Raw genomic sequence first — 20,465 nt, forward strand, 5'->3', positions numbered from 1 at the left:
GCGGGACGGACGGGAAGGACACCCAGAACGAGGCTGCCGCGAGGAAGACGGCGTCCGGCTGCTCGCGTTCGACCCAGCGCTCGATGACGTCCGGGTAGGCGTCGTTCGGCCAGGCGGATTTCAGGACGGTTTCGACCGGTTCGCCGAACGCTGCGGCGAGCCGCTCCTGCACGATGTGCCAGGAGCGTTCTTCGTCGCGGAGGGGGCCGAAGACGTCGTCGGAGATGCCGATGCGGAGAAGCTTCACCCCGGCGACTCTACCGCGGGAACGGGAACGGACAACGTCAGGCGCGGCGAAAGACGAAGAGGGCGTGGCCCTGTTCGCCGCGTTCGTAGGCCTGGACGAGGTAGGCGACGAGGTCGAGCTGGCGGAGGTAGGTGCGAGTGCCGTAGCGCTCTTCGAAGTAGGGGCGGCGGCGGACGAGTTCGGCTTCGGCGGTGCGCCAGGTGTGGGCGGCCTCGGCGCTGAGCGGGCGGTGGGCGGCGAGCTGCCAGCCGGCCTGCTCCCAGTCGGCGATGAAGGCATCGAGGCCGCCGCGGGCGTCGGAGGGGGCTTCGCAGCAGAGGCAGAGGGTGGCGCCGGGGGCGGCGATGCGGTTGAACTCGTGGTAGGCGACCTCGGTGTCGAGCGCCCAGATGCTGTCGATGGAAGCGTCGCGGAAGGGGAGGCGGCGGCTGTCGGCGGCGACCCAGTGGACGGCGCGGCCGCCGGGGAGCTGGCGCCCCGCAGCAAGGAAGTCGGGATTCAGGTCGGCGGCGATGGCGCGGCAGCCGGTCTCGGCGGCGGCGAGGCGGGCGGCGGCGCCGACGAAGGCGCCGGCATCGAGCATCGTCTTGCCGGGGGCGAGGCCGGCGCGCTGGAGGAGCCAGCGGGTGGTTTCGAGGCCGCCGACATGGTTGTGCTCGCCGAGGAGGTCGATCCACCAGGCGGCGTAGTCGTCGGCGAGGCGCTGGAGGGCGGGATGGGGGGCGGGCACGGTTCGAGGATATCGGAGGCCCCGGCTGGAGGGGAGGGAAGGCGGGGGATGGTGTAGGCTGGAGGCATGGCCGAGCAGTACGCAGCGCGGGATACGCGGACCGGGCTGGAGGTGGCGGTGACGGGCGAGTTCCCGCCGCACCCGGACGACCGGATCCGGATCGCGCGGACGACGACGCTGTTCACCCGGCTGATGTCGACGATCCTTTCGACGCCGAACGAGTCGGAGCGGCGGGAGCGGTTCATCGCGATCGAGACGCAGCTGGAGCTGGCGGACGCGCTCATCCGGCAGGACATGGAAGAGGTGCAGCGGCTGATGCGGCAAACGCTGGAGCGGATGGGGATCACGCCGGAGCAGATGGACGAAATGGCGCGGAAGATCCTCGAGCAGCTGCGGGAGCGGGGGGATTTCGATTTTCCGCCGCAGCTGGATTCGTAACCGGCACCGGCTCAGGGGAGGATGGCGGGGTCGTCCCAGCCGGGCGGGGCATCGGGCGTCCAGCTGATGCCGAGGAGGGAATCGCCGCGGGTGCGGTCGACGGGCCGGAAGAGTTCCCATTCCTCCGGGGCGGCCTCGATCTCGATGATGGGCCAGCCGATGGGCGCGCCGGTGCCGCGGCAGACGAACGTTTCGGGGTCGAATTCGCGGGTGCCGTAGGCGGCGGCGATGGCGGCGCCGACGGCCTGCTGCCACGGGGTGGGGCGCATGCCGCGGCGGGGCACGACGGTCGGGTTGGCGGACATCGTGCGGAAGCTGGCGGGGTGGGCCATGCGGCCGGCGGAGAGCCAGCGCGGCGCGGCCGGGAGCTCGCGGGCGGAGAGGACGGCGTGCTCGAGGCGGCGGAAGAGGCCCTGCCGGCGGAAGGCGGGGTCGACGCAGCAGAGGCCGGCGAGCCGGACCGGCTGGGCGGGCAGCCGGGGGAGGTCGATGACGCGGGGCTCGCCGAGGGCGAAGCCGGCCGGGCGCCCCTCCGGGTCGCGGGCGATGGCGGCGAAGGCGAGCACGTGGAGCGATTTTTCGAGGTAGGCGGCGTTGGCGTCGCGGTAGTTCTGGCGGAAGAGCGCGAGGATGGCGTCGCGGTCGGCCGGGGCGAGGCCGGCGGTCGGCGTGACGGCGATGGAGAGGTCGGCGGGCGCGGTCATCGCGGCGGGAGCGTAGAGCGGCCGCGGGGCCTCCGCAAGGGCGCGCGCCGGCGGTAGGATCGCCGGCTGGAGGTGTTCGAACGATGACCGTGCGCTACGAGACCGAGGGGCCCATCGCCATCGTGACCATCGACCGGCCGGAGGTGCGGAACGCGGTCGACCGGGCGACGGCGGCAGCGCTGGCCGCGGCGTTTCGCCGGTTCGAGGCCGATGAGGCGCTGGCCGTCGCGGTGCTGACCGGCGCGGGCGGGACGTTCTGCGCGGGGGCGGACCTGAAGGCGGTCGCGACGGGGCAGGGGAACGTGGTGCGGGAGGAGGGCGACGGGCCGATGGGGCCGACGCGGATGCGGCTTTCGAAGCCGGTGATCGCGGCGGTGGAGGGGCACGCCGTCGCGGGCGGGCTGGAGCTGGCGCTCTGGTGCGACCTGCGGGTGGCGGCGCGCGACGCCGTCTTCGGGGTGTACTGCCGGCGCTGGGGCGTGCCGCTCATCGACGGGGGCACGGTGCGGCTGCCGCGGCTCATCGGGGAGAGCCACGCGATGGACCTCATCCTGACGGGGCGGGGCGTGAGCGGGGAGGAGGCGCGGATGATGGGGCTGGCGAACCGGCTGGTGGAGCCGGGGCAGGCGCTGGCCGCGGCGAAGGAGCTGGCGCTGCAGCTGGCCGCCTTCCCCCAGCGGTGCCTGCGGAGCGACCGGCAATCGGCGCGGGAGCAGTGGGACCTGCCGTTCGAGGAGGCGATGCGGAACGAGACGCGGCTGGGGATGGCCGTCATCGCCTCCGGGGAGACGCAGGCCGGTGCCGCCCGGTTCGCGGGGGGCGCCGGGCGGCACGGCTCGTTCGCGGAGTTCGGCGGGCAGGGCGGCTGAGGCGCGGCCTCAGTCCTGCTTCACGAGTTCGAAGTCGGCGCTGATGCGGACCTCGTCGCCGACGAGCCAGCCGCCGGCCTCGAGGGGCGCATTCCACGTGAGGCCGAAGTCCTTCCGGTTGATCTTGCCGGAGGCGCTGACGGCGACGACCGTCTTGCCGAACGGGTTCTTCGCGGGGCCGTGGACCTCGGCGTCGAAGGTCACGGGGCGGACCGTGCCGCGGATGGCGAGGTCGCCGGTGATGCGGAAGGCGCCGCGGCCGGCGGGTTCGATGGCGGTCGTGGTGAAGGTGATGTGGGGGTGGTTCTCGGCGTCGAAGAAGTCGGCCGAGCGGAGGTGGTTGTCGCGGTCGGGCTGGCGGGTTTCGACGCTGGCGGCCTCGATGCGCACGGTGGCGCGGGAGCGGGCGAGGTCGGCCTCGTCGATCTCGAGGTCGGCGTCGAAGCGGGTGAAGGTGCCGCGCACGGTGGCGATGACCATGTGCTTGACGGCGAACTCGATGGAGGAGTGGGCGGGGTCGATGGTCCAGGTAGCAGTTGCGGGTGCGGAGGACACTGGCGGCTCCTCGTTCGTCGATGTGCTTGCGATCGCAACTATCAGCCTAGCGCACGAAATGCCAGCCGGCAACCATTCGTAAGGCATGCGCACGGGGAGGCCCGGATGCCACAATGGGAGCGATGACGAGCTATCCGCCCCCGGGAGACCTTCGCCGCGGCCGCTGGCCGTACGGTTACCTGGCGGAGGAGTGCGACATCCACCTCGTGCCGATCACGAGCGCGGCGGGCTGCGGGTACTGCCTGCGGTTCCTCGCGGAGGCGCCGCCGGGGCATGCGCTGCCGGAGGGGGTGCGGCTGGAGGAGCTGGAGCAGTGGCTGACGGCGCGGCAGTCGGTGCCCGAGGAGCTGCTCTACCGGCGGATCGAGGAGCTGGTGGGCCGGCGGGTCAGCCTCTTCGAGCTCGAGCACCCGGACGAGCTGCTGCAGGAGGCGCGGGGGCCGCGCCGGGGCCGGGCCTGGGACGACTGGTAGGCGGCAGCACGCGGCCCGGCCGCTGCGCGGGGAGCGAACCGCCGCGGGGCGGGCCGGGCCGGGGGAGGGGGCTGCCGGGCAGCCGGACAGCTACTTCTGGTTCTGGATGCGCTCTTCGCTGATCCAGGCGCCGTGGAAGCCGTAGGGCACGCGCTGGGGCAGCGGCACGCGCGCCACGGGCGGGGCTTCGACATCCTGCGCGTTGATGATGACGAACTCGGAGCCGCCGGTGTTCCGGTCGTAGACGTAGGTGACGACGTAGCCGTCGTCCTCGGCGGTCGCGCCAGGCCGGGGGACGAAGACGCCTTCGCCGCCGTAGCGGCCCTTGCCGTGGTAGTGGACCCAGTGGCGGCCGGTGTGGAGGTCGTACTTGATGATGGCGTCGGATTCGGGCATGCCGTTGCCGGCTTCGAAGCGGGCGGTGTAGCCGTAGCGCGCCTGGTAGGCGACGAGCGCGTCGTTGACGCGGGGGAAGTCGCTGACCTGGTCGTCGAGGGGCTCTTCCTTGACGGCGCCGGTCTTCAGGTTGAAGCGCCAGCGGTAGAGAACCTGGTTGGCGTCCTCGCGGATGAGGCGGCGGTCCTCCGGGGTGGGCGCGACGGAGGAATCGAGCGAGCCGAGGTCGACGTCCTCCATGCGGCAGGCATCGAGGACGATGTCGTCGCCCTCTTCGAAGGCGTTGAGGGTGTGGAAGACGTAGCAGGGCGGGGTTTCGAACCAGCGGATCTGGTCGCCGCCCGCGTGGCGGGGAAGGATGCCGAAGCGGGCGGGCAGGTCTTTGTTGAAGTAGAGGGGCGATTCGCCGGACATCGCCCGCTGCATGTCGAAGACGAGCGGGAGGTCCATGAAGATGGAGTAGTGCTCCGAGACGGCGAAGTCGTGCATCATGACGCCGCGCGGGAGGTCGATGGGGGTGGTGAGGACGATTTCGCCTTCGGGGCTGACGACGGAGTACTGGAGGTAGGGCACCCTGGCGCCCTGCTTCGCCATATCGAAGCCCATCATGTTGTAGCCGAAGAAGAGCATTTCGCCGGTCTTCTCATCGACCTTGGGATGGGCGGTGAAGGCGTGGAGGAGGCGGCCGTTGTAGGTGTAGGTGCCGAGAGTTTCGAGGCCGGGGAGCTTGATGTGGTGGGGGTCGCCGGCTTCCCAGAGGGCGAAGAGGCGGCCGTCGTGCCAGACGAGGGCGGTGTTGCCGGTGTTGCCGCGGGAGGGGCCGTTGGGGTTATCGAATTCGGGCTGGCCGAGGCCGCTGCCCCAGAGCGCGCGGCCGGCGGCTTTTTCGCGCCGGTAGGCTTCGGTCTGGACGTAGCGGTTGCGGTAGGAGACGCGGCCGTCCTTGATGCGGACGCCGTGGAGCATGCCGTCGCCGCCGAACCAGTGGTAGTTCTTGATGACGTCGAACTGGGGGTTGGGGCCGTTGCGGACGAACATGCCCTCGAGGCCTTCGGGGAGTTCGCCGATGACGGGGAGGTTCTCGGCGGTGACTTCTTCGCGGACGGGGGCGAAGTTGCCTTCGAGGAAGGGGCTGGTGACGCGTTCTTCGGCCATGACCATGGGGTGAGCACCTCGCTGCCGGGCGGAATCCTATTCAAAAGTTTGAACAGGCTGGCCGGAGTATACGGCACGGTGTCAAGGGGCCGGGAAAAGCGCTGAGCGCAGGGTGTCCGTAGAATCGGCGGCACATTCGACGACGGACAGGAGTTTCCGACATGGGACTGGAAGGACGGGTTGCGCTCGTGACGGGCGGCGGCCGGGGCATCGGCCGGGCGATTTCGCTGGCGCTGGCTGCCGATGGCGCGGCGGTGGCGGTGAACTACCGGCGGGATGAGGAGGCGGCGCGGGAGACGGTGGCGGAGATCGAGCGGATGGGCGGCCGGGCGAAGATGTACATGGCCTCGGTGGACGATTTCGAGCAGGACCGGGCGATGGTGGAGCAGGTCATCGCCGATTTCGGGTACATCGACATCCTCGTGAACAACGCGGGCATCGCGAGCCGGGGGCTGAGCGTGGCGGATACGGACCCGGCGGAGATGGAGCGGGTGGTGCGGACGCACGCGTTCGGGCCGCACTACCTCTCGAAGCTGGTGCTGCCGAGCATGCGGACGCGGCCGCGGGGCGACATCATCATGATTTCGAGCGTGGCGGCGCGGATGCTGGGCCCGAACGGCGCGCCCTACAACATGGGCAAGGCGGCGATGGAGGCGCTCGCGATGACGCTCTACAAGGAGGAGCGGCGGTACAACATCCGGGTGAACATCGTCGCGCCGGGGCTGACGGAGACGGAGATGGGCAGCCGGCTGGCGCGGGCGACGCAGGGGGTGCAGAACCTGCGCGAGATCGACCAGCGCTCGCCATTCGGCCGGGTGTGCCAGCCGGAGGACGTGGCGAAGGTCGTGCGCTTCCTCGTCAGCGACGACGCCTTCTACCTGACGGGTCAGCGGATCGAGGTGGACGGCGGGGGCACGGCGGCGCTGCCGAACCTGTTCTGACGGGGGCGGGGCGATGGCGGGCGTACCGGAGAAGGTGCTCGCGACGATGCAGGAGGTGGGGGAGGACCTCTACCGCCTCGGGCTGGTCTCGAGTCACGGCGGCAACCTGAGCATCCGCGACGGGGCCGGGATGTGGATCACGGGGACGGGCACGATGCTCGGCCGGCTGCGCGAGCGGCACATCGCGTTCGTGCGGGCGGACGGCACGCACACGGGGCCGCCGCCTTCGAGCGATACGGTGCTCCACTCGACCATCTACGCGATGACGGGGGCGGGGGCGGCGGCCCACGCCCACCCGCGCTACGCGGTGGCGCTGAGCTTCGAGACGGACCGCTTCGTGCCGATCGATTTCGAAGGGCAGCACTTCCTGAAGGCGGTGCCGGTGATTCCGCAGGGGCCGGGCCAGATCGCGCAGCTGGCGGCGGCGCTGCAGGAGGCGGTGGTGGTGCTGCTGCGCGGGCACGGCGCGTATGCGCGCGGGGCGACGCTCTGGGAGGCGCTGCACTGGCTGACGGCGCTGGAGGAGAGCGCGCAGGTGGCGTGGCTGGCGGGGCGGCGGTAGGGGGTGGCGCGGCTGGCGCCGCGGTGGATGGCTGGCCGGCTTCGCCGGCGGCGCCGCGGGATGCCGGCGCTCCGCGCCGGCGGTGGGGGCGGGAGGCAGGAAGCGGGAGGCGGGAAGCGGGAGGCGGGAAGCGGGAGGCGGGAAGGGGGAAGGGGAGCGGGTGAGGCGGGAGGCGGGAAGCGGGAGACGGGAGGCGGGAGGACAACCTCCAACCTTCAACCTTCAACCTCCAGCGGTAGGCGCGGGGCTCCGTCCCCGCGGGGCGCCATGCGCCCAACGGATGGTCCGCGAACCGGGAACGGGGAACCGGGAGGCGGCGCAATCGAACGCGGGCGAAATCGAACGGCGGGGTGGGCCTCGCCGGCCCTCCGCGGGGACGGAGCCCCGCGCCTACGGAGTTGGGAGTTGGGAGTTGGGAGTTGGGAGTTGGGAGTTGGGGGAGAGGGTGCGTCTGCGCGAGCGCCGGTCAACCTCCAACCTCTAACCTTCAACCTCCAACCTCCACCGGTAGTTGCGGGGCTCCGTCCCCGCGGGGCGCCATGCGCCCAACGGATGGTCCGGGAACCGGGAACGGGGAACCGGGAGGCGGCGCAATCGAACGCAGGTGAAATCGAACGGCGGGGTGGGCCTCGCCGGCCCTCCGCGGGGACGGAGCCCCGCGGCTACGGAGTTGGGAGTTGGGACGCAGCCGGGAACGGGGAACCGGGAGGCGGGAACCGGGAGGCGGGCGAGGCATCAACCTTCAACCTCCAACCTCCAACCTTCAACCGCGGGCGCGGAGCGCCCGCATCCCGCGGCGAAGCGGCGGGGCCGCCGCCCCGCCTACTGGCGCCGGACGGCCCCCGGGATGCCGTTGGGGTCGATGCGCATGCCGTAGAGCTCCTGGTTGTGGCTGTGGGCGAGCTGGTGGAGGTTGAAGACGGCGAGCATCGCCTGCCACTGGCCCTGCGCTTCGAGGGTCTGGTTGACGGCTTCCTTGGCGAGCTTGAGCGCGAACGATGGCTTTTCGGCAATCTTCTTCGCGAGTTCGAGGGTGAAGGTTTCGAGTTCCTCGCGGGGGACGACGTGGTTCACCATGCCGAGGCGGTGGGCATCCTGCGCGGTCACCCAGTCGGCGGTGAAGAGCATCTCCTTCGCTTTGCGGGCGCCGAGCTCCCAGGGGTGGGCGAAGTATTCGACGCCGCAGACGCCCATCTGGACGACGGGGTCGGAGAACATGGCGTCGTCGCTGGCGACGATGAGGTCGCAGACCCAGGCGAGCATGAGGCCGCCGGCGATGCACTTGCCCTGGACCTGGGCGATGGTGGGCTTGGGGATGTTCCGCCAGCGGCGGCACATGCCGAGGTAGATTTCTTCTTCGACCGCCATGTAGCCCTCGGCGCCCTTTTTGCCGAATTCGCGCCAGGTGCCGACGGTGGGGTAGCTGGCGAGGGGCGGGCCGCCGCCGCGGAGGTCGTGGCCGGCGGAGAAATGGGGGCCGGCGCCGGCGAGGATGATGACCTTCACGGACTCGTCGGCGGCGGCGGTATCGAAGGCGGCGTTGAGGTCGTAGGTGAGCTGGTAGTTCTGGGCGTTGCGCGCTTCGGGGCGGTTCTGAGTGATGCGGGCGACGCCGGGCGCCGGGAGTTCGTAGAGGACGGTTTCGAAGTCGGGCACGGGCTGCCTCCGGGCGAGGAGAGATGGCCCGGATTGTACCGGCCGTACAGGAATTCGGTCAGGCGACCGAGGCCCAGGCCTGGAGCTTCTCGGCGAGGAGGCGGCGGACCTCGCCGGCGGCCTCGCCGGTGAAGGGGGCGAGTTCGGCGAGGCGGGCGTCGGCGTAGGCGAGGGCGGCTTCGATGCTGGTGACGTCGTCGCTCTCGGCGGCTTCGATGAAGAGGGCGGAGGCGAGGATGCCGGGGTCGGCAGCGACGGCCTGCCGGGCGGCATCCTCGGTCTCGAGGGGCCGCTGGTAGATGCGCGAGAGCTGGCGGAGGCGGGGGTCAGCGAGCATGGGGCCGGGCCTCGCCCCGGGGCGCTTCGGCCGCTACTGGCGGGCGACTTCTTCGCGCGGGGGCTTCAGTTTGCTGTAGCAGTTCGAGCAGTAGACGGGGCGCTCGCCGCGGGGGACGAAGGGGACCTCCGTCATCTGGCCGCACTCGGCGCAGGAGGCGGGGTGCATCTGCCGCGGGGTCTTGCCGCCGAAGCTGGCGAAGTTCCCGTAGCGGACGTAGCCGTCGGCCTGCTCGAGGGAGCTCTGGCTGGAGCGGCGGGCCGAGCGGCAGGAGGGGCAGCGGGTGGGCTCGTTCATGAGCCCTTTGTTGGCGTAGAACTCCTGCTCGCCGGCGGTGAAGACGAAGATGTTGCCGCAATCGCGGCAGCTGATCTGCTTATCGGCAAACGCCAAGATGGACTCCTGGATTCCGCGCCATGCGGGTCTCGGATTCCATGGTAGCAGGTTGGCGAACGGGAGATGGATGCCGCGGCTGGCGCCGCGGCGGTGGATGGCTCGCCTTCGGCATCGCCGCGGGAGGCGGGAGGCGGGAACCGGGAGGCGGGAGGCGGGAAGCGGGAACGGGGAGAGAGGATGGCCTCCAACCTCCAACCGTAGTCGCGGGGCTCCGTCCCCGCGGAGCGCCATGCGCCCAACGGATGGTCCGGGAACCCGGAGGCGGGAAGCGGGAAGCGGCGGACCGCGCCGCGGTGAAAACGAACGGCAGGGTGGGCCTCGCCGGCCCTCCGCGGGCACGGAGGCCCGCGACTACGGAGTTGGGAGTTGGGAGTGAGTCGCACTCCGGCCGCGTCAACCTCCAACCTCCAACCTTCCAGCGCGGGCGCGAAGCGCCGGCATCGCACGGCGATGCCGCCGGCAGGCGGCGAGCCATCCACCGCCGCGGGCGGCTAGCCCGCGGCATCCCGCGCGCTCAGCCGCGGCCGGTGACGCCGGAGACGCGCTGGGGGTGGACGCGGATGATGACGCGGCCGTCGGCGCGGAGGCGCTCGTCGAAGCCGGGCGGCGCCTCCCAGGCGGGGTCGCGGCGCATCGCGCGGTTGATGAGGACGTGGCCGGGCACGAGGTCCTCCCGTTCGATCTCGGCGCGGCCTTCGACGGTGACGAAGCGGTGGGGCGCGCCTTCATCGAGCGCGGTGAGCGCGATGCGGGGGTCGCGCGCGAGGGTGCGCGCTTTCAGGCGGTCGGCGGTGGTGCTGAAGATGAGGGTGTCGCCATCGGCGGCGTAGAAGACGACGGAGGAGGCGGGCGAACCGTCGGCACGCAGGGTGGTGACGACGGCCCAGCGCCACTGGCGGAGGAGGGCATCCTGTTCAGGCGTTCCGATCACGGCAGGGCTCCTTTCGGGGGCGGCGGCGGTCAACCGGCGCGCGCGAGGAAGTCGAGGACGAGGCGGTTGAAGGCGTCGGCCCGTTCGAAATAGACGGAATGCCCGGCGGCGGGGACGAGGGCGAACTCGCCGCGGGGGAGCGCCCGGGCGAGCGCTTCGACCGCCGGGGGCGGGATGACGATGTCTTCGTCGCCGGCGAGGCAGAGGACGGGCACCTCGAGGGCGGCGACGTCGGCGGGGGTGATGGTCCAGAGCTCGCCGAGCTGGCGGCGGAGGGCGTCCTTGTCGAGGCCGGCGGCGAGGGCGTCGATGCCGCGGTAGAGGAAGTGGAGGGCGGGCTGTTCGCGCGCCATCCGCTCGCCTGCGGCCGGGTGGATGCCGCGGGCGAAGAGGCTGGCTTCGATGCCGGGCGGTTTCGCGGCCCAGGCGGCGGCGGTGGCGTCGGACCAGAAGCCGCCGTGGGTGTCGCACATGACGAGGGCGCGGACGCGGCGGGGATTGGCGAGCGTGAAGGCGAGGCTGGTCCAGCCGCCCATCGACTGGGCGACGAGGCGGACGGGCTGGCCGGGCGCGGCGGCATCGAGGAGGGCGGCGAGGTCGGCCGCGAAGGCGCGGGCGCCGGGTTCGGGCGCCTCCTGGGTCGATGGGGCGAAGCCGCGGTGGGCGAAGGTGAGGCATCGGTAGCCGGCTGCGAGGAAGGCGGGAACCTGCTGCCACCAGGAGAGGTGGTTGCCGCCGAGGCCGTGGGCGAAGACGACGAGCGGGGCATCGGCGGGGCCGTGGAGTTCGTAGGAGATGCGGGCGCCGGGACGTTCGAGCCAGGGCATGGCGCGGATTCTACGCCGGAAGGCGCATTGGGGCGGCAGGTCCTATGATGCTGCCGAAGTTCCCTGCGCCCGAGGTTGAGCCGCGTATGCCGTACGTTCCCACGCGCGACATCATCACGTACTACGAGGAGGCGGGCTCCGGCGAGCCGCTGGTGCTCATCCGGGGACTGGGGAGCGACCTGCAGGCGTGGGCGCCGCAGCTGCCGCTGCTGGCGAAGCACTTCCGGGTCATCGTCTACGACAACCGGGGCGCAGGGCGGACGGGCGCGCCGGACAAGCCGTACAGCATCGCGGGGATGGCGGACGACCTCGCGACGCTGCTGGACGAGCTGAAGGTGGAGAAGGCGCACGTCCTCGGCTATTCGATGGGCGGGATGATCGCGCAGGAGTTCGCGCTGCGGCACCCGGGGCGGCTGGAGAAGCTCATCCTGCTGGCGACCACGGCGAAGCCGGACGGCTACGTGCGGGCCGTGCTGCAGTCGTTCATCACCATTCGGCGGACGAACATCTCGCGCGAGGGGTTCGTGCGGGCGCTGGCGCCGTTCCTGTACACGGCGGGGCTGTTCGACGACGAGGACCGGTACGAGCGGGCAATCCTGGCGAGCGTGCAGAACCCGTACGCGCAGCAGGACCACGCCTTCATCCGGCAGGCGCAGGCGATCCTGGCGCACGATGCGAGCGGGCGAGTCGGCGGCATCAAGGCGGCGACGCTGGTGGTGACGAACCCGGGCGACATCCTCATCCCGCCGCGGCACGGGGAGGCGCTGGCGAAGGCGATTCCCGGGGCGCAGCTGAAGTCGCTGGACGGCGGCCATGCGGGCGTGACGGAGTACCCGGTGGAGCACTGCCAGGCGTTCCTCGAATTCCTCGGGGCGGCGGTCACGGCCTGACGGGTGACGCGGAGCGGGGCCGGCGCGCGGCCGGTAGAATGCGGGGCACGAATCGTTCGCACGAGAGAAAGTGAGCCCCTGCCATGGTGTACCGCCCGCGCCGGATGAAGTTCGGCATCTTCCTCGCGCCCTTCCACCGGGTCGGTGAGAACCCGACGCTGGCGCTGAAGCGCGACCTCCAGCTGATCGAGCACCTCGACTTCCTCGGCTTCGACGAGGCGTGGATCGGCGAGCACCATTCGTACGCGCGGGAGCTCATCGCGGACCCGATGATCTTCATCGCGGCGGCAGCGCAGCGGACGCGGCGGATCAGGCTGGGGACGGGGGTCACCTCGCTGCCGTACCACCACCCGTTCCTCGTGGCGGACCGGATGCTCCAGCTGGACCACATGACGGAAGGGCGGGCGATGCTGGGCTGCGGGCCCGGCGTGCTGACGAGCGACGCCTACATGATGGGGATCGACCCGCTCGTGCAGCGGCGGCGGATGGACGAGGCGCTGGGCGCGATCATGCAGCTGCTGCGGACGCGGGAGCCGGTGACGATGCAGACGGACTGGTTCACGCTGCGGGATGCGCGGCTGCAGATGGCGAACTTCAGCGACCCGCACCTGCACGTGGCGGTGGCGGCGAGCTTTACGCCGGCGGGGCCGACGGCGGCCGGGAAGTACGGCACGGGGCTGCTTTCGGTGGCCGGCGTGAGCCACGAGGCGTTCGAGCGGACGTGGGGCTGGGCGGAGGAGGCGGCGGCCGAATCGGGCCAGAAGATTTCGCGGGACGACTGGAAGGTGGTCATCCCGGTCCACCTTTCGGATTCGAAGCAGCAAGCGATCGAGGACGTGCGGGAGGGCTACCGGCGGCAGGCGTACGTCGGCGACCGGCTGAACAACGACAGCCCCTCGGCGGCGCCGCCGTTCGCGGGCGGGGCGCCGGATATCGAAGGCGCGATGGCGCGGGACGGCGTGATCGTGGGGACGCCGGACGATGCGATCGCGGCCATCGAGCGGATCCAGGAGCGCTCGGGCGGCATCGGCGGGCTGCTCATCCTCGCGCACGAGTGGACGACGACGGAGAAGACGTTCCACAGCTACGAGCTGTTCGCGCGGTACGTCGCGCCGCGGTTCCAGGGCCAGCTGGAGGTGCTGGAGGAGAACCGGAACTGGATCGAGACGAACATGGGCGAAGTCTTCAAGGGGACGGCGAAGGCGCAGGTGCAGGCGTTCGCCGAGGCCGGCAAGGAGCTGCCGGAGGAGATGCGGCGGGCGATGGAGCAGATGCGCCGGGCGCGGGAGTAGGCATCGGGGGCGCCCGCGGGGCGCGTGTGTTGCAAGGTCGCGCGGAGTCGTCGTATCGTGAGGGTGCTGGAAGGGACGGCGCCACGCCGGGTGGCGTATTCCAGCTCCCCACACGTCCAGGCTTCAGCACGAGCCCACAGCGGAAGTCCAGCGACAGCCACCGCAGCGTCAGCCCACCACCTCGTTCCTCGGGCGCCATCAGACACGCACACGGGAAGACCCTTGCAAGAGACCGAAGCCAACGACCTGATCCCCACGACCGACACCCATGCCAGCGAGAACGGGCATGCGCCGGAAGCGCCGGCGACGCGGCGCCGGGCGGCGCGCACGCGCAAGGCCGACCCGCCGCCGGAGGTGCTGGAGCAGGCCATCGACGTGGCCGCAGCGGCCGGCGACGGCGCGGGTTCGACCCGGGCGGAGAGCGCGGGCGAGCCGGCGGAGGCGCCCTCCCCGCGGCGGCGGGTGCGAAGCCGGGCGAGCGCGGCGACGGCGGAGGAGCAGGGGGCCGGCGAGACGCGCCCACAGGAGGAAAAGGGGAGCGGGGCGCCCGTTCCTGCCGCGAGCCCGGCAGCACCTGTTGAAGAAGAACGGGCGGCGAGGGCGGACGCGCCCGCGGCGGAGCCACCCGCGGAGCCGCAGCGCACGCGCATCTTCCGCCGGGAGGCTGCGCCTGAGCGGCCGGCGGCGCCGGAGATCATCGCGCGGCGGGAGCCGCCCCAGCCGCAGCCCCAGAGCCGGCAGGAGCGGGAGGCCGCGGCCCGGCGGGAGCGGCGCTGGCGCGACCGGGAGAACCGGAACGATCGCGGCTGGCGCGACCGGGAGTTCCGCGAGCGGGACTTCGCGCGGGAGCGGCTGGAGCGCGAAATCGAGCGCGAGATCGCGCGGGAGGAGCGGGCGCAGGGCGGCGCGCCGCCGCTGAACATCGCCGAGCTGGAGCAGAAGAGCCGCGAAGAGCTCATCGCCATCGCGCAGGAGATGGGGCTGGAGGACGTCTACGCGCTCCGGAAGAACGACCTGATCTTCCGGCTGCTGCAGGCGCAGGCGGAGGCGCGGGGGAACGTCTTCAGCGGCGGCTTCCTCGAGGTGAGCGACGACGGGAACTACGGCTTCCTCCGGGGGCCGTCGATGCTGCCGGGGCCGAACGACATCTACGTGTCGCAGTCGCAGCTGCGGCGGTTCGCGCTGCGGCCGGGCGATTATGTCACCGGGCAGGTGCGGCACCCGAAGGACAACGAGAAGTACTACGGGCTGCTGAAGGTGGAGGCCGTGAACGGGATGGACCCGGAGACGGCGAAGCGGCGGCCGCACTTCGAGAACCTGACGGCGATCTTCCCGTATCAGCAGCTGAAGCTGGAGACGACGCCGGACAACCTGACGCACCGGATCATCGACCTGATTGCGCCGATCGGGCGGGGGCAGCGCGGGCTCATCGTTTCGCCGCCGAAAGCCGGCAAGACGATGCTGCTGAAGAACATCGCGAACGGGATTTCGACGAACTACCCGGACGTGCACCTGATGGTGCTGCTCATCGGCGAGCGGCCGGAAGAAGTGACCGACATGCAGCGGAGCGTGCGCGGCGAGGTGGTGAGCTCGACGTTCGACGAGCCGGTGGAGGACCACACCCGGGTGGCCGAGATGGCGCTCGAGCGGGCGAAGCGGCTCGTGGAGGGCGGGAAGGACGTCGTCATCCTGCTCGATTCGATTACGCGGCTGACGCGGGCGTACAACCTCGCGCTGCCGCCGAGCGGCCGGACGCTCTCGGGCGGCGTGGACCCGATCGCGCTCTACCCGCCGAAGCGGCTGTTCGGCGCGGCGCGGAAGTGCGAAGAGGGCGGTTCGCTGACGATCCTGGCGACGTGCCTCGTGGACACCGGGTCGCGGATGGACGAGGTGGTGTTCGAGGAGTTCAAGGGCACGGGCAACATGGAGCTGCGGCTGGACCGGCGGCTCGCGGAGCGGCGGTACTACCCGGCGATCGACATCCAGGCCTCGAGCACGCGGCGCGAAGAGCTGCTGCTGGATGAAAAAACGTTAAAGGGCGTCTGGCTCGTGCGCCGGATGACGGCTATGATTTCGCAGAACTCGCCGAACCAGCTCGAGGCGACCGAGAGGCTGCTCGAGCGGCTCGCGCGGACGAACAACAACGAGGAGTTTCTCGCCAGCCTGAAATCGGACCTGTAGGGGAAACCCGTAGGGGTCCCGCTCCCCGGCATTCAGAGGCCGCCGGGATAGCCAGGAAAGGAGGAGAGGAGCAGGCTTCGGCTGTGCTCAGCCCGCGCCGGCGGTTCGCTCCCGCGGCGCGCCAGCACAACTGCTTATGGGAATCGAAGGAACCCGCGCGCGTTCCCACGCGCACGCCAGGCGCCACGGGCGACTTACAGTCCACGCAGTGATCGTGGTGCTGGCGCTGCTCGCTGTCGTTTCTGCGGCACGATTCCCGACCCGCTCCTCGGCATCGGCACAGGCTCCCGTTCCACAGTTCAGCTTCTCCGGCGTCTCGACGGCGGCGCAGCGGCCCGGGCAGGCGGTCTTCCGGCCGGCGGCGACGACGCAGACGCTCGGCTCGGTGGTGGCGGTAGCATCGCGGACGGAGACGCTCTCGACGCGGGCGGTCGGCGGGATTTCGCCCGTGAACTCGCTCTCGGCGGGCGTGACGGCGGCGGCAGCGACCTCGGGCGAAGTGGGCGCCGGCATCAAGCCGCTGGCGGACATCATCGACCCGCGCAGCCCGATCGTGGAGTACGAGACGCAGGCGGGCGATACGGTCTCCGGGGTGGCCGCGAAGTTCGGGATCTCGATGCAGACGCTGCTCGACAACAACCCGACGGTACGGAACCCGAACCTGCTGCCGAAGGGCCTCATCCTCATCGTCCCGCGGAAGGACGGCATCCTCCACAAGGTGGCGTACGGCGAGACGGTCGATGCGATCGTGAAGCAGTACGACAACATCACGGCGTCGACCGTGATCGAGTACAAGCCGAACAACATCACGGACCCGAACAACCTCGAGGCGGGCAAGGTGCTGCTGCTGGTGGGCGCGAAGATCAAGCCGCCGCCTCCGCCGCCTCCGCCGCCGCAGCGGCCTTCGACCCCGTCGACGCCTTCGGGGCCGTCGGCGGGCGGTTCGCCGGCGCCGAGCTCGGGCGGGATCTTCAAGAACTTCCCGCTCGCGGCCTGGCGGGGCGTGAGCGACCCGTTCGGGACGCCGCGCGGCGGCTCGTCGTACCACACGGGCATCGACCTCGACCTGTACGGCTTCGGCCCGTCGCCGCTGTTCGCGGTGTGCGACGGCGTGGTGAGCCGGACGGAGTACCTGACCTACAGCTACGGCTACTACGTGGTGATCGACTGCGGCGGCGGCTGGACGGTGCTGTACGCGCACATGAGCCAGATCGACGTGGTGCCGGGGCAGGCGGTGAGCGCGGGCCAGACGATCGGCCTGACGGGTCTGACGGGCTTCACGACGGGCCACCACCTGCACTTCGAAATCCGGTACAACGGCGGCTTCGTCGACCCGGCGCTCTACCTGAACTTCTAAGGCGCCAGCTGCTGCGCGGCTGACCTGACCGCGCGGGCGCGGTGCGGTAGGCTCAGGGCATGCCTGCGTATCAGCCCGAGGACCTGGACCCGATCGAACGCGCGCTGCTGGGGGTGCTCTCCGTGGGGCTGCCGCCCTCGCGCGCGGCGGGGAGCGACACCTTCCGGGTGGACCACGTGACGGCGGTGGTGGTGAGCCTCGCGGCGACGGGGGAGCGGGGGGCGCACCTGGCGGAAGATGGCGTGCGGGTCACCGCCGAGTTCCGGGCGCGGCTGCGGGCGGCGGTCGAGTCGCTGGCGGAAAAGGGGCTGGTGGTGCAGCAGGCGGCGGGGATGCCGGCGGCGGCGGGCGGCTACGAATCGGGGCTGCAGCTGGACCTCGTGGACCCGGACGAGCACCCGGTGGTGCTGGACCGCTACCTTTCGCAGCTGTGCATGGAGCACCTGTTCAACATCCCGGCGGTGTACCCGTACCTGATGGAGCGGTACTCGGCGAGCGGGGAGGTGTGGCGGCGCCTCCGCGCCGGCGGGTATGGGGAGTAGGGATCCGGGAAACGGGAGACGGGAACCGGGAAACGGAACGATAGCCGCCAACCTCCAACCGTAGTCGCGGGGCTCCGTCCCCGCGGGGCGCGATGCGCCCAACGGATGTTCCGGGAACCGGGAGACGGGAGGCGGGAGCGGGCGAATTCGGGCGTGGGGGTGGGCCTCGCCGGCCCTCCGCGGGGACGGAGGCCCGCGACTACGGAGTTGGGAGTTGGGAGTTGGGAGAGAGCGTGCGCCTGGCCGGGCGGCCGTCAACCTCCAACCTGCAACCTGCAACCTTCAACCTTCAACCTTCAACCTCCAAACTCCCCGGGCGCGGAAGGGCCGCGGGGTGGGTTCCCCCGCGGCCCGTCGCTGGTGTGCGGTTGATGTGCCGGCGCGGCGCGGCTAGACGACCTGGAGTTCGCGCAGCTTTTCGTCGGTGACGACGCCATTCTTCCAGCCGCGGACGCGGTAGTACTCCTCGAGCATCTTGTCGAGCTCGCAGACCTGGCCCATCGAGCCCTTCGAATTGGAGGGTTCTTCGAGGAAGCGCTTCGGGAGGGTGTCGGAGCCTTCGCGGAAGCCGGCGAGGTTGTTGTAGTAGCGCTCCAGGTTGTAGATGCGCTCGCCGGTGCGGAGGACGTCTTCGGGGCCGAAGCTGTCGAGGCCGGTCATGACGCGGTACTGCTCGGCGTACTCGTCCGGGCCTTCGGCGAAGGCGCTGAACTTGCAGAGGTCGAGCGAATCGCTGAAGGCGTGGATGTCCTGGAGGAGCTTGAGGAGCTCGCCCTTGCCCTGCCAGGCGAGGGGGTCGGCCTTGAGCGGGATGACGCCGAGCTCGGCGGCGGGGGAGTAGCCGCGGAGGTGGCAGGCGCCGCGGTTGGAGGTCGCGTAGCCGAGGCCCATGCCCTTGAGGCCGCGGGGGTCGTAGGCGGGCGTGGCCTGGCCTTTGACGGTCATGGCGAGTTCGGGGTGGCCGATGGAGCGGGCGAACGGTTCGATGCCGTCGGCGAGGCGCGCGCCGATGCCCTGCCGGAAGGCGACCTGGCGCATGACCTCGATCATCCGGTCGCGGTCGCCCCAGGCGATGCCTTCGCCGGCGGGGATGTATTCGCGCTGGGTGGCCTCCATGAGGCAGGAGAGCGCCTGGCCGATTTCGATGGCGTCGTAGCCCCAGTCGTTGGCGCGGTCGATCATGTAGGCGACGGAGGCGACGTCGTCGTTGCCGCAGTTGGCGCCGAGGGACCAGGCGGGTTCGTACTCGACGGACTCCATCTTGACCTTGTAGGGGCCTTCGGTGACTTCGACTTCCTTCTTGCAGGCGACGGGGCAGGCGTGGCAGGTGGGGTCGTCGATGAGATAGTGCTCTTTGACGTATTCGCCGGAGAGCTTTTCGGCGCCGTCGAAGTGGGTTTCCTGGCTGTTGCGGGCGCCGAGGGCGCCGATGGTGTTGGTGACGTTCATGAGCACGTTGGTGCCGTAGACGGAGAGGCCGCCCTTGCGGGGCGAGGTGATGTTCGCCTCGTCCATGATCTTCTTGAGGGCGTTGCTGTGGGCGGTGCGCCAGGCTTCGCGGTCGGCCGCGCGGGGGTAGTTGCGGGCGGCTTTGATGACGACGGCCTTGAGCTTCTTGGCGCCGCCGACGCAGCCGGTGCCGCCGCGGCCGGAGGCGCGGTCGTGCTCGTTGATCCAGCTGGCGAAGCGGACGGTGTTTTCGCCGGCCTGGCCGATGGCGATGACGCTGAGGTCGTCTTCGCCGTGGCGGTCCTTGAGGAGCTGGATGGTCTCGTGGACGCCCTTGCCCCAGAGGTCGGAGGCATCGCGGAGTTCGACCGTGCCGTCGTGGACGTAGGCGTAGACGGGGCGGGGCGAGATGCCTTTGAAGACAAGGCCATCGAAGCCGGCCCAGCGGAGGCGAGCGGCGCTCCAGCCGCCCTGGTGGCTATCGGTGACGGTGCCGGTGAGGGGGCTCTTGGTGACGATGGCGAGGCGGCCGCTCATGGAGGCTTCGGTGCCGGTGAGGGGGCCGTTCATGAAGCAGAGCACGTTGTCGGGGCCGAGCGGGTCGACGGTGGGGCCGGCTTCGAAGACGTAGCGGACGCCGAGCCCGCGGCCGCCGATGTACTTCCGGGCCCAGTCCTCGGGGATGGGCGCGTAGCTGACGGTGCCCGCGGTGAGGTCGACGGTGCCGACGCGGCCGGCGTAGCCTCCGAGTGCCATGGATAAACGCCTCCTATTGCTGCGATTCAGGCTGGGGGAAGTATAGATCTCCGGCGCAAGGGGTCCGGTGAGCGGGGCAGGGGCCTTTACCGGGGCGTTCCGGGAGCGGCCGGGTGGCGCGGCGGGAGCGCGGGCGGCAGACTGGCGGGCATGGACTGGAAACGGCTCCTGGGGCGCAAGGAGGGCGACGCATGGCAGCGGCCGCCGCCGCCGGCCGAGGTGACGCTGCGGGCGGTCGGCTACGTGCGGAGCCCGGTGACGAAGCCGCGGCCGCACGGCTGGGCGAACGTGGAGAGCGCGGTCGTGTTCGAACCGGGCCACGAACGGCGGCTGGAGGGGCTGGAGCGGTTCAGCCACCTCATCGTGGTGTTCTACCTCGATGTGGCGGCGGATGCGCCGGAGAAGCCGGAGCAGCTGGAGCTGGCGGGCGGGCGGCGGGCGGGGATTTTCGCGACGCGGAGCCAGCTCCGGCCGAACCATCTCGGGGTATCGGTGGTGGAGCTGCTGGGCCGGGAGGGGCTGGAGGTGCGGGTCCGGGGGCTCGATGCGATCGACGGGACGCCGGTTCTCGACGTGAAGCCGTACCTCCCGGAGTACGACCGGAGGTAGGCGGGGGCGGGAGACGGGAACCGGGAGGCGGGAGGCGGGAGGCGGGAACCGGGAGGCGGGAAGCGGGAGGCGGGAGGAAGGCCGACCTCCAACCTCCAACCTTCAACCTCCAACCTCCGGGGCGGGATCACGGGGTGGGGGTTGGGGTTGGCGTGGCGGCGCCGGGCTGGGG

General features: G+C 71.1%; 22 protein-coding genes. 11 read left to right on the plus strand and 11 right to left on the minus strand.

The features are described from left to right. Together N2041_RS13100 and N2041_RS13105 are read right to left on the minus strand one after the other, a co-directional pair. On the minus strand, positions 1-247 hold a 247-nt coding region (locus N2041_RS13100), incomplete at its 3' end, for a hypothetical protein (protein ID WP_297679027.1). Between the two features lie 37 nt (positions 248-284). Beyond that, a complete protein-coding gene (locus N2041_RS13105; RefSeq protein ID WP_297679028.1) occupies positions 285-977 on the minus strand; it encodes a methyltransferase domain-containing protein in 693 nt (230 codons plus the stop codon). Positions 978-1,043: 66 nt separating this feature from the next. Here N2041_RS13105 and N2041_RS13110 point away from each other — a divergent pair, with 66 nt between their 5' ends. Beyond that, positions 1,044-1,415, plus strand: a complete 372-nt coding sequence (locus N2041_RS13110; RefSeq protein ID WP_297679029.1) for a hypothetical protein — start codon at positions 1,044-1,046, stop codon at positions 1,413-1,415. 11 nt (positions 1,416-1,426) lie between these two features. Here the strand turns inward: N2041_RS13110 and N2041_RS13115 are convergent, their stop codons facing one another. Next, the gene (locus N2041_RS13115; protein WP_297679030.1) at positions 1,427-2,119 is read right to left on the minus strand and encodes a hypothetical protein; all 693 of its coding nucleotides are present in this window, start codon (positions 2,117-2,119) and stop codon (positions 1,427-1,429) included. An 83-nt stretch (positions 2,120-2,202) separates the two neighbouring features. On the opposite strand from N2041_RS13115, the gene N2041_RS13120 reads away from it, so the two are divergent. Then, positions 2,203-2,988, plus strand: a complete 786-nt coding sequence (locus tag N2041_RS13120) for a crotonase/enoyl-CoA hydratase family protein (protein ID WP_297679031.1) — start codon at positions 2,203-2,205, stop codon at positions 2,986-2,988. 9 nt (positions 2,989-2,997) lie between these two features. On the opposite strand, the gene N2041_RS13125 is transcribed toward N2041_RS13120, so the two are convergent. Continuing rightward, positions 2,998-3,543: a YceI family protein gene (locus N2041_RS13125; RefSeq protein ID WP_297679032.1), complete on the minus strand. Its 546-nt coding sequence runs from the start codon at positions 3,541-3,543 to the stop codon at positions 2,998-3,000. A gap of 122 nt (positions 3,544-3,665) precedes the next feature. Here N2041_RS13125 and N2041_RS13130 point away from each other — a divergent pair, with 122 nt between their 5' ends. Beyond that, a complete protein-coding gene (locus N2041_RS13130) occupies positions 3,666-4,016 on the plus strand; it encodes a hypothetical protein (RefSeq protein ID WP_297679033.1) in 351 nt (116 codons plus the stop codon). Between the two features lie 90 nt (positions 4,017-4,106). On the opposite strand, the gene N2041_RS13135 is transcribed toward N2041_RS13130, so the two are convergent. Next, positions 4,107-5,573: a carotenoid oxygenase family protein gene (locus tag N2041_RS13135; protein ID WP_297679034.1), complete on the minus strand. Its 1,467-nt coding sequence runs from the start codon at positions 5,571-5,573 to the stop codon at positions 4,107-4,109. 155 nt (positions 5,574-5,728) lie between these two features. Here N2041_RS13135 and N2041_RS13140 point away from each other — a divergent pair, with 155 nt between their 5' ends. Together N2041_RS13140 and N2041_RS13145 are read left to right on the plus strand one after the other, a co-directional pair. Beyond that, positions 5,729-6,508 (plus strand): SDR family oxidoreductase, encoded by a 780-nt coding sequence (locus N2041_RS13140; protein WP_270055344.1) that lies wholly within the window; start codon positions 5,729-5,731, stop codon positions 6,506-6,508. Positions 6,509-6,521: 13 nt separating this feature from the next. Continuing rightward, the gene (locus N2041_RS13145) at positions 6,522-7,070 is read left to right on the plus strand and encodes a class II aldolase/adducin family protein (RefSeq protein WP_297679035.1); all 549 of its coding nucleotides are present in this window, start codon (positions 6,522-6,524) and stop codon (positions 7,068-7,070) included. 822 nt (positions 7,071-7,892) lie between these two features. Here the strand turns inward: N2041_RS13145 and N2041_RS13150 are convergent. The 5 genes from N2041_RS13150 to N2041_RS13170 form a co-directional block, all read right to left on the minus strand. Continuing rightward, positions 7,893-8,726, minus strand: a complete 834-nt coding sequence (locus N2041_RS13150) for an enoyl-CoA hydratase (protein ID WP_297679036.1) — start codon at positions 8,724-8,726, stop codon at positions 7,893-7,895. A gap of 58 nt (positions 8,727-8,784) precedes the next feature. After that, positions 8,785-9,063 (minus strand): hypothetical protein, encoded by a 279-nt coding sequence (locus tag N2041_RS13155; RefSeq protein ID WP_297679037.1) that lies wholly within the window; start codon positions 9,061-9,063, stop codon positions 8,785-8,787. A gap of 33 nt (positions 9,064-9,096) precedes the next feature. Continuing rightward, on the minus strand, positions 9,097-9,456 hold the full coding sequence (locus tag N2041_RS13160) for a zinc-ribbon domain containing protein (protein WP_270055339.1): 360 nt from the start codon (positions 9,454-9,456) through the stop codon (positions 9,097-9,099). Positions 9,457-9,973: 517 nt separating this feature from the next. Continuing rightward, positions 9,974-10,390 carry a PPOX class F420-dependent oxidoreductase gene (locus tag N2041_RS13165; protein ID WP_297679038.1) on the minus strand — a complete coding sequence of 139 codons (417 nt, stop codon included), beginning with the start codon at positions 10,388-10,390 and terminating at the stop codon, positions 9,974-9,976. Between the two features lie 29 nt (positions 10,391-10,419). Continuing rightward, positions 10,420-11,217 (minus strand): alpha/beta hydrolase, encoded by a 798-nt coding sequence (locus N2041_RS13170; protein WP_297679039.1) that lies wholly within the window; start codon positions 11,215-11,217, stop codon positions 10,420-10,422. Between the two features lie 86 nt (positions 11,218-11,303). On the opposite strand from N2041_RS13170, the gene N2041_RS13175 reads away from it, so the two are divergent. The 5 genes from N2041_RS13175 (at position 11,304) to N2041_RS13195 (ending at position 17,479) form a co-directional block, all read left to right on the plus strand. Beyond that, positions 11,304-12,107 carry an alpha/beta hydrolase gene (locus N2041_RS13175; RefSeq protein WP_297679040.1) on the plus strand — a complete coding sequence of 268 codons (804 nt, stop codon included), beginning with the start codon at positions 11,304-11,306 and terminating at the stop codon, positions 12,105-12,107. A gap of 83 nt (positions 12,108-12,190) precedes the next feature. After that, positions 12,191-13,399 (plus strand): LLM class flavin-dependent oxidoreductase, encoded by a 1,209-nt coding sequence (locus N2041_RS13180; protein WP_297679041.1) that lies wholly within the window; start codon positions 12,191-12,193, stop codon positions 13,397-13,399. A 915-nt stretch (positions 13,400-14,314) separates the two neighbouring features. Beyond that, a complete protein-coding gene (gene rho, locus N2041_RS13185) occupies positions 14,315-15,580 on the plus strand; it encodes a transcription termination factor Rho (RefSeq protein WP_270058048.1) in 1,266 nt (421 codons plus the stop codon). A gap of 208 nt (positions 15,581-15,788) precedes the next feature. Beyond that, positions 15,789-16,937 (plus strand): M23 family metallopeptidase, encoded by a 1,149-nt coding sequence (locus N2041_RS13190; protein WP_297679042.1) that lies wholly within the window; start codon positions 15,789-15,791, stop codon positions 16,935-16,937. 59 nt (positions 16,938-16,996) lie between these two features. Continuing rightward, positions 16,997-17,479, plus strand: coding sequence for a hypothetical protein (locus N2041_RS13195; protein ID WP_297679043.1), 483 nt, complete (start codon positions 16,997-16,999; stop codon positions 17,477-17,479). Between the two features lie 390 nt (positions 17,480-17,869). On the opposite strand, the gene N2041_RS13200 is transcribed toward N2041_RS13195, so the two are convergent. Then, a complete protein-coding gene (locus tag N2041_RS13200; protein ID WP_297679044.1) occupies positions 17,870-19,684 on the minus strand; it encodes an aldehyde ferredoxin oxidoreductase family protein in 1,815 nt (604 codons plus the stop codon). A 150-nt stretch (positions 19,685-19,834) separates the two neighbouring features. Here N2041_RS13200 and N2041_RS13205 point away from each other — a divergent pair, with 150 nt between their 5' ends. After that, complete coding sequence (locus tag N2041_RS13205) at positions 19,835-20,293, plus strand: SAM-dependent methyltransferase (protein ID WP_297679045.1); 459 nt, start codon at positions 19,835-19,837, stop codon at positions 20,291-20,293. Positions 20,294-20,465 lie beyond the last annotated feature (172 nt).

Origin of the sequence: Tepidiforma sp. (genome assembly GCF_026419595.1) — a bacterium.
Lineage (GTDB): Bacteria > Chloroflexota > Dehalococcoidia > Tepidiformales > Tepidiformaceae > Tepidiforma.

Bases quoted from the DNA above. Each gene is read 5' to 3' on its own strand.
- N2041_RS13110 (WP_297679029.1), top strand. From the start codon at position 1,044: ATGGCCGAGCAGTACGCAGCGCGGGATACGCGGACCGGGCTGGAGGTG.
- N2041_RS13115 (WP_297679030.1), bottom strand. From the start codon at position 2,119: ATGACCGCGCCCGCCGACCTCTCCATCGCCGTCACGCCGACCGCCGGC.
- N2041_RS13120 (WP_297679031.1), top strand. From the start codon at position 2,203: ATGACCGTGCGCTACGAGACCGAGGGGCCCATCGCCATCGTGACCATC.
- N2041_RS13130 (WP_297679033.1), top strand. From the start codon at position 3,666: ATGACGAGCTATCCGCCCCCGGGAGACCTTCGCCGCGGCCGCTGGCCG.
- N2041_RS13135 (WP_297679034.1), bottom strand. From the start codon at position 5,573: ATGGTCATGGCCGAAGAACGCGTCACCAGCCCCTTCCTCGAAGGCAAC.
- N2041_RS13140 (WP_270055344.1), top strand. From the start codon at position 5,729: ATGGGACTGGAAGGACGGGTTGCGCTCGTGACGGGCGGCGGCCGGGGC.
- N2041_RS13145 (WP_297679035.1), top strand. From the start codon at position 6,522: ATGGCGGGCGTACCGGAGAAGGTGCTCGCGACGATGCAGGAGGTGGGG.
- N2041_RS13155 (WP_297679037.1), bottom strand. From the start codon at position 9,063: ATGCTCGCTGACCCCCGCCTCCGCCAGCTCTCGCGCATCTACCAGCGG.
- N2041_RS13170 (WP_297679039.1), bottom strand. From the start codon at position 11,217: ATGCCCTGGCTCGAACGTCCCGGCGCCCGCATCTCCTACGAACTCCAC.
- N2041_RS13175 (WP_297679040.1), top strand. From the start codon at position 11,304: ATGCCGTACGTTCCCACGCGCGACATCATCACGTACTACGAGGAGGCG.
- N2041_RS13180 (WP_297679041.1), top strand. From the start codon at position 12,191: ATGGTGTACCGCCCGCGCCGGATGAAGTTCGGCATCTTCCTCGCGCCC.
- N2041_RS13195 (WP_297679043.1), top strand. From the start codon at position 16,997: ATGCCTGCGTATCAGCCCGAGGACCTGGACCCGATCGAACGCGCGCTG.
- N2041_RS13200 (WP_297679044.1), bottom strand. From the start codon at position 19,684: ATGGCACTCGGAGGCTACGCCGGCCGCGTCGGCACCGTCGACCTCACC.
- N2041_RS13205 (WP_297679045.1), top strand. From the start codon at position 19,835: ATGGACTGGAAACGGCTCCTGGGGCGCAAGGAGGGCGACGCATGGCAG.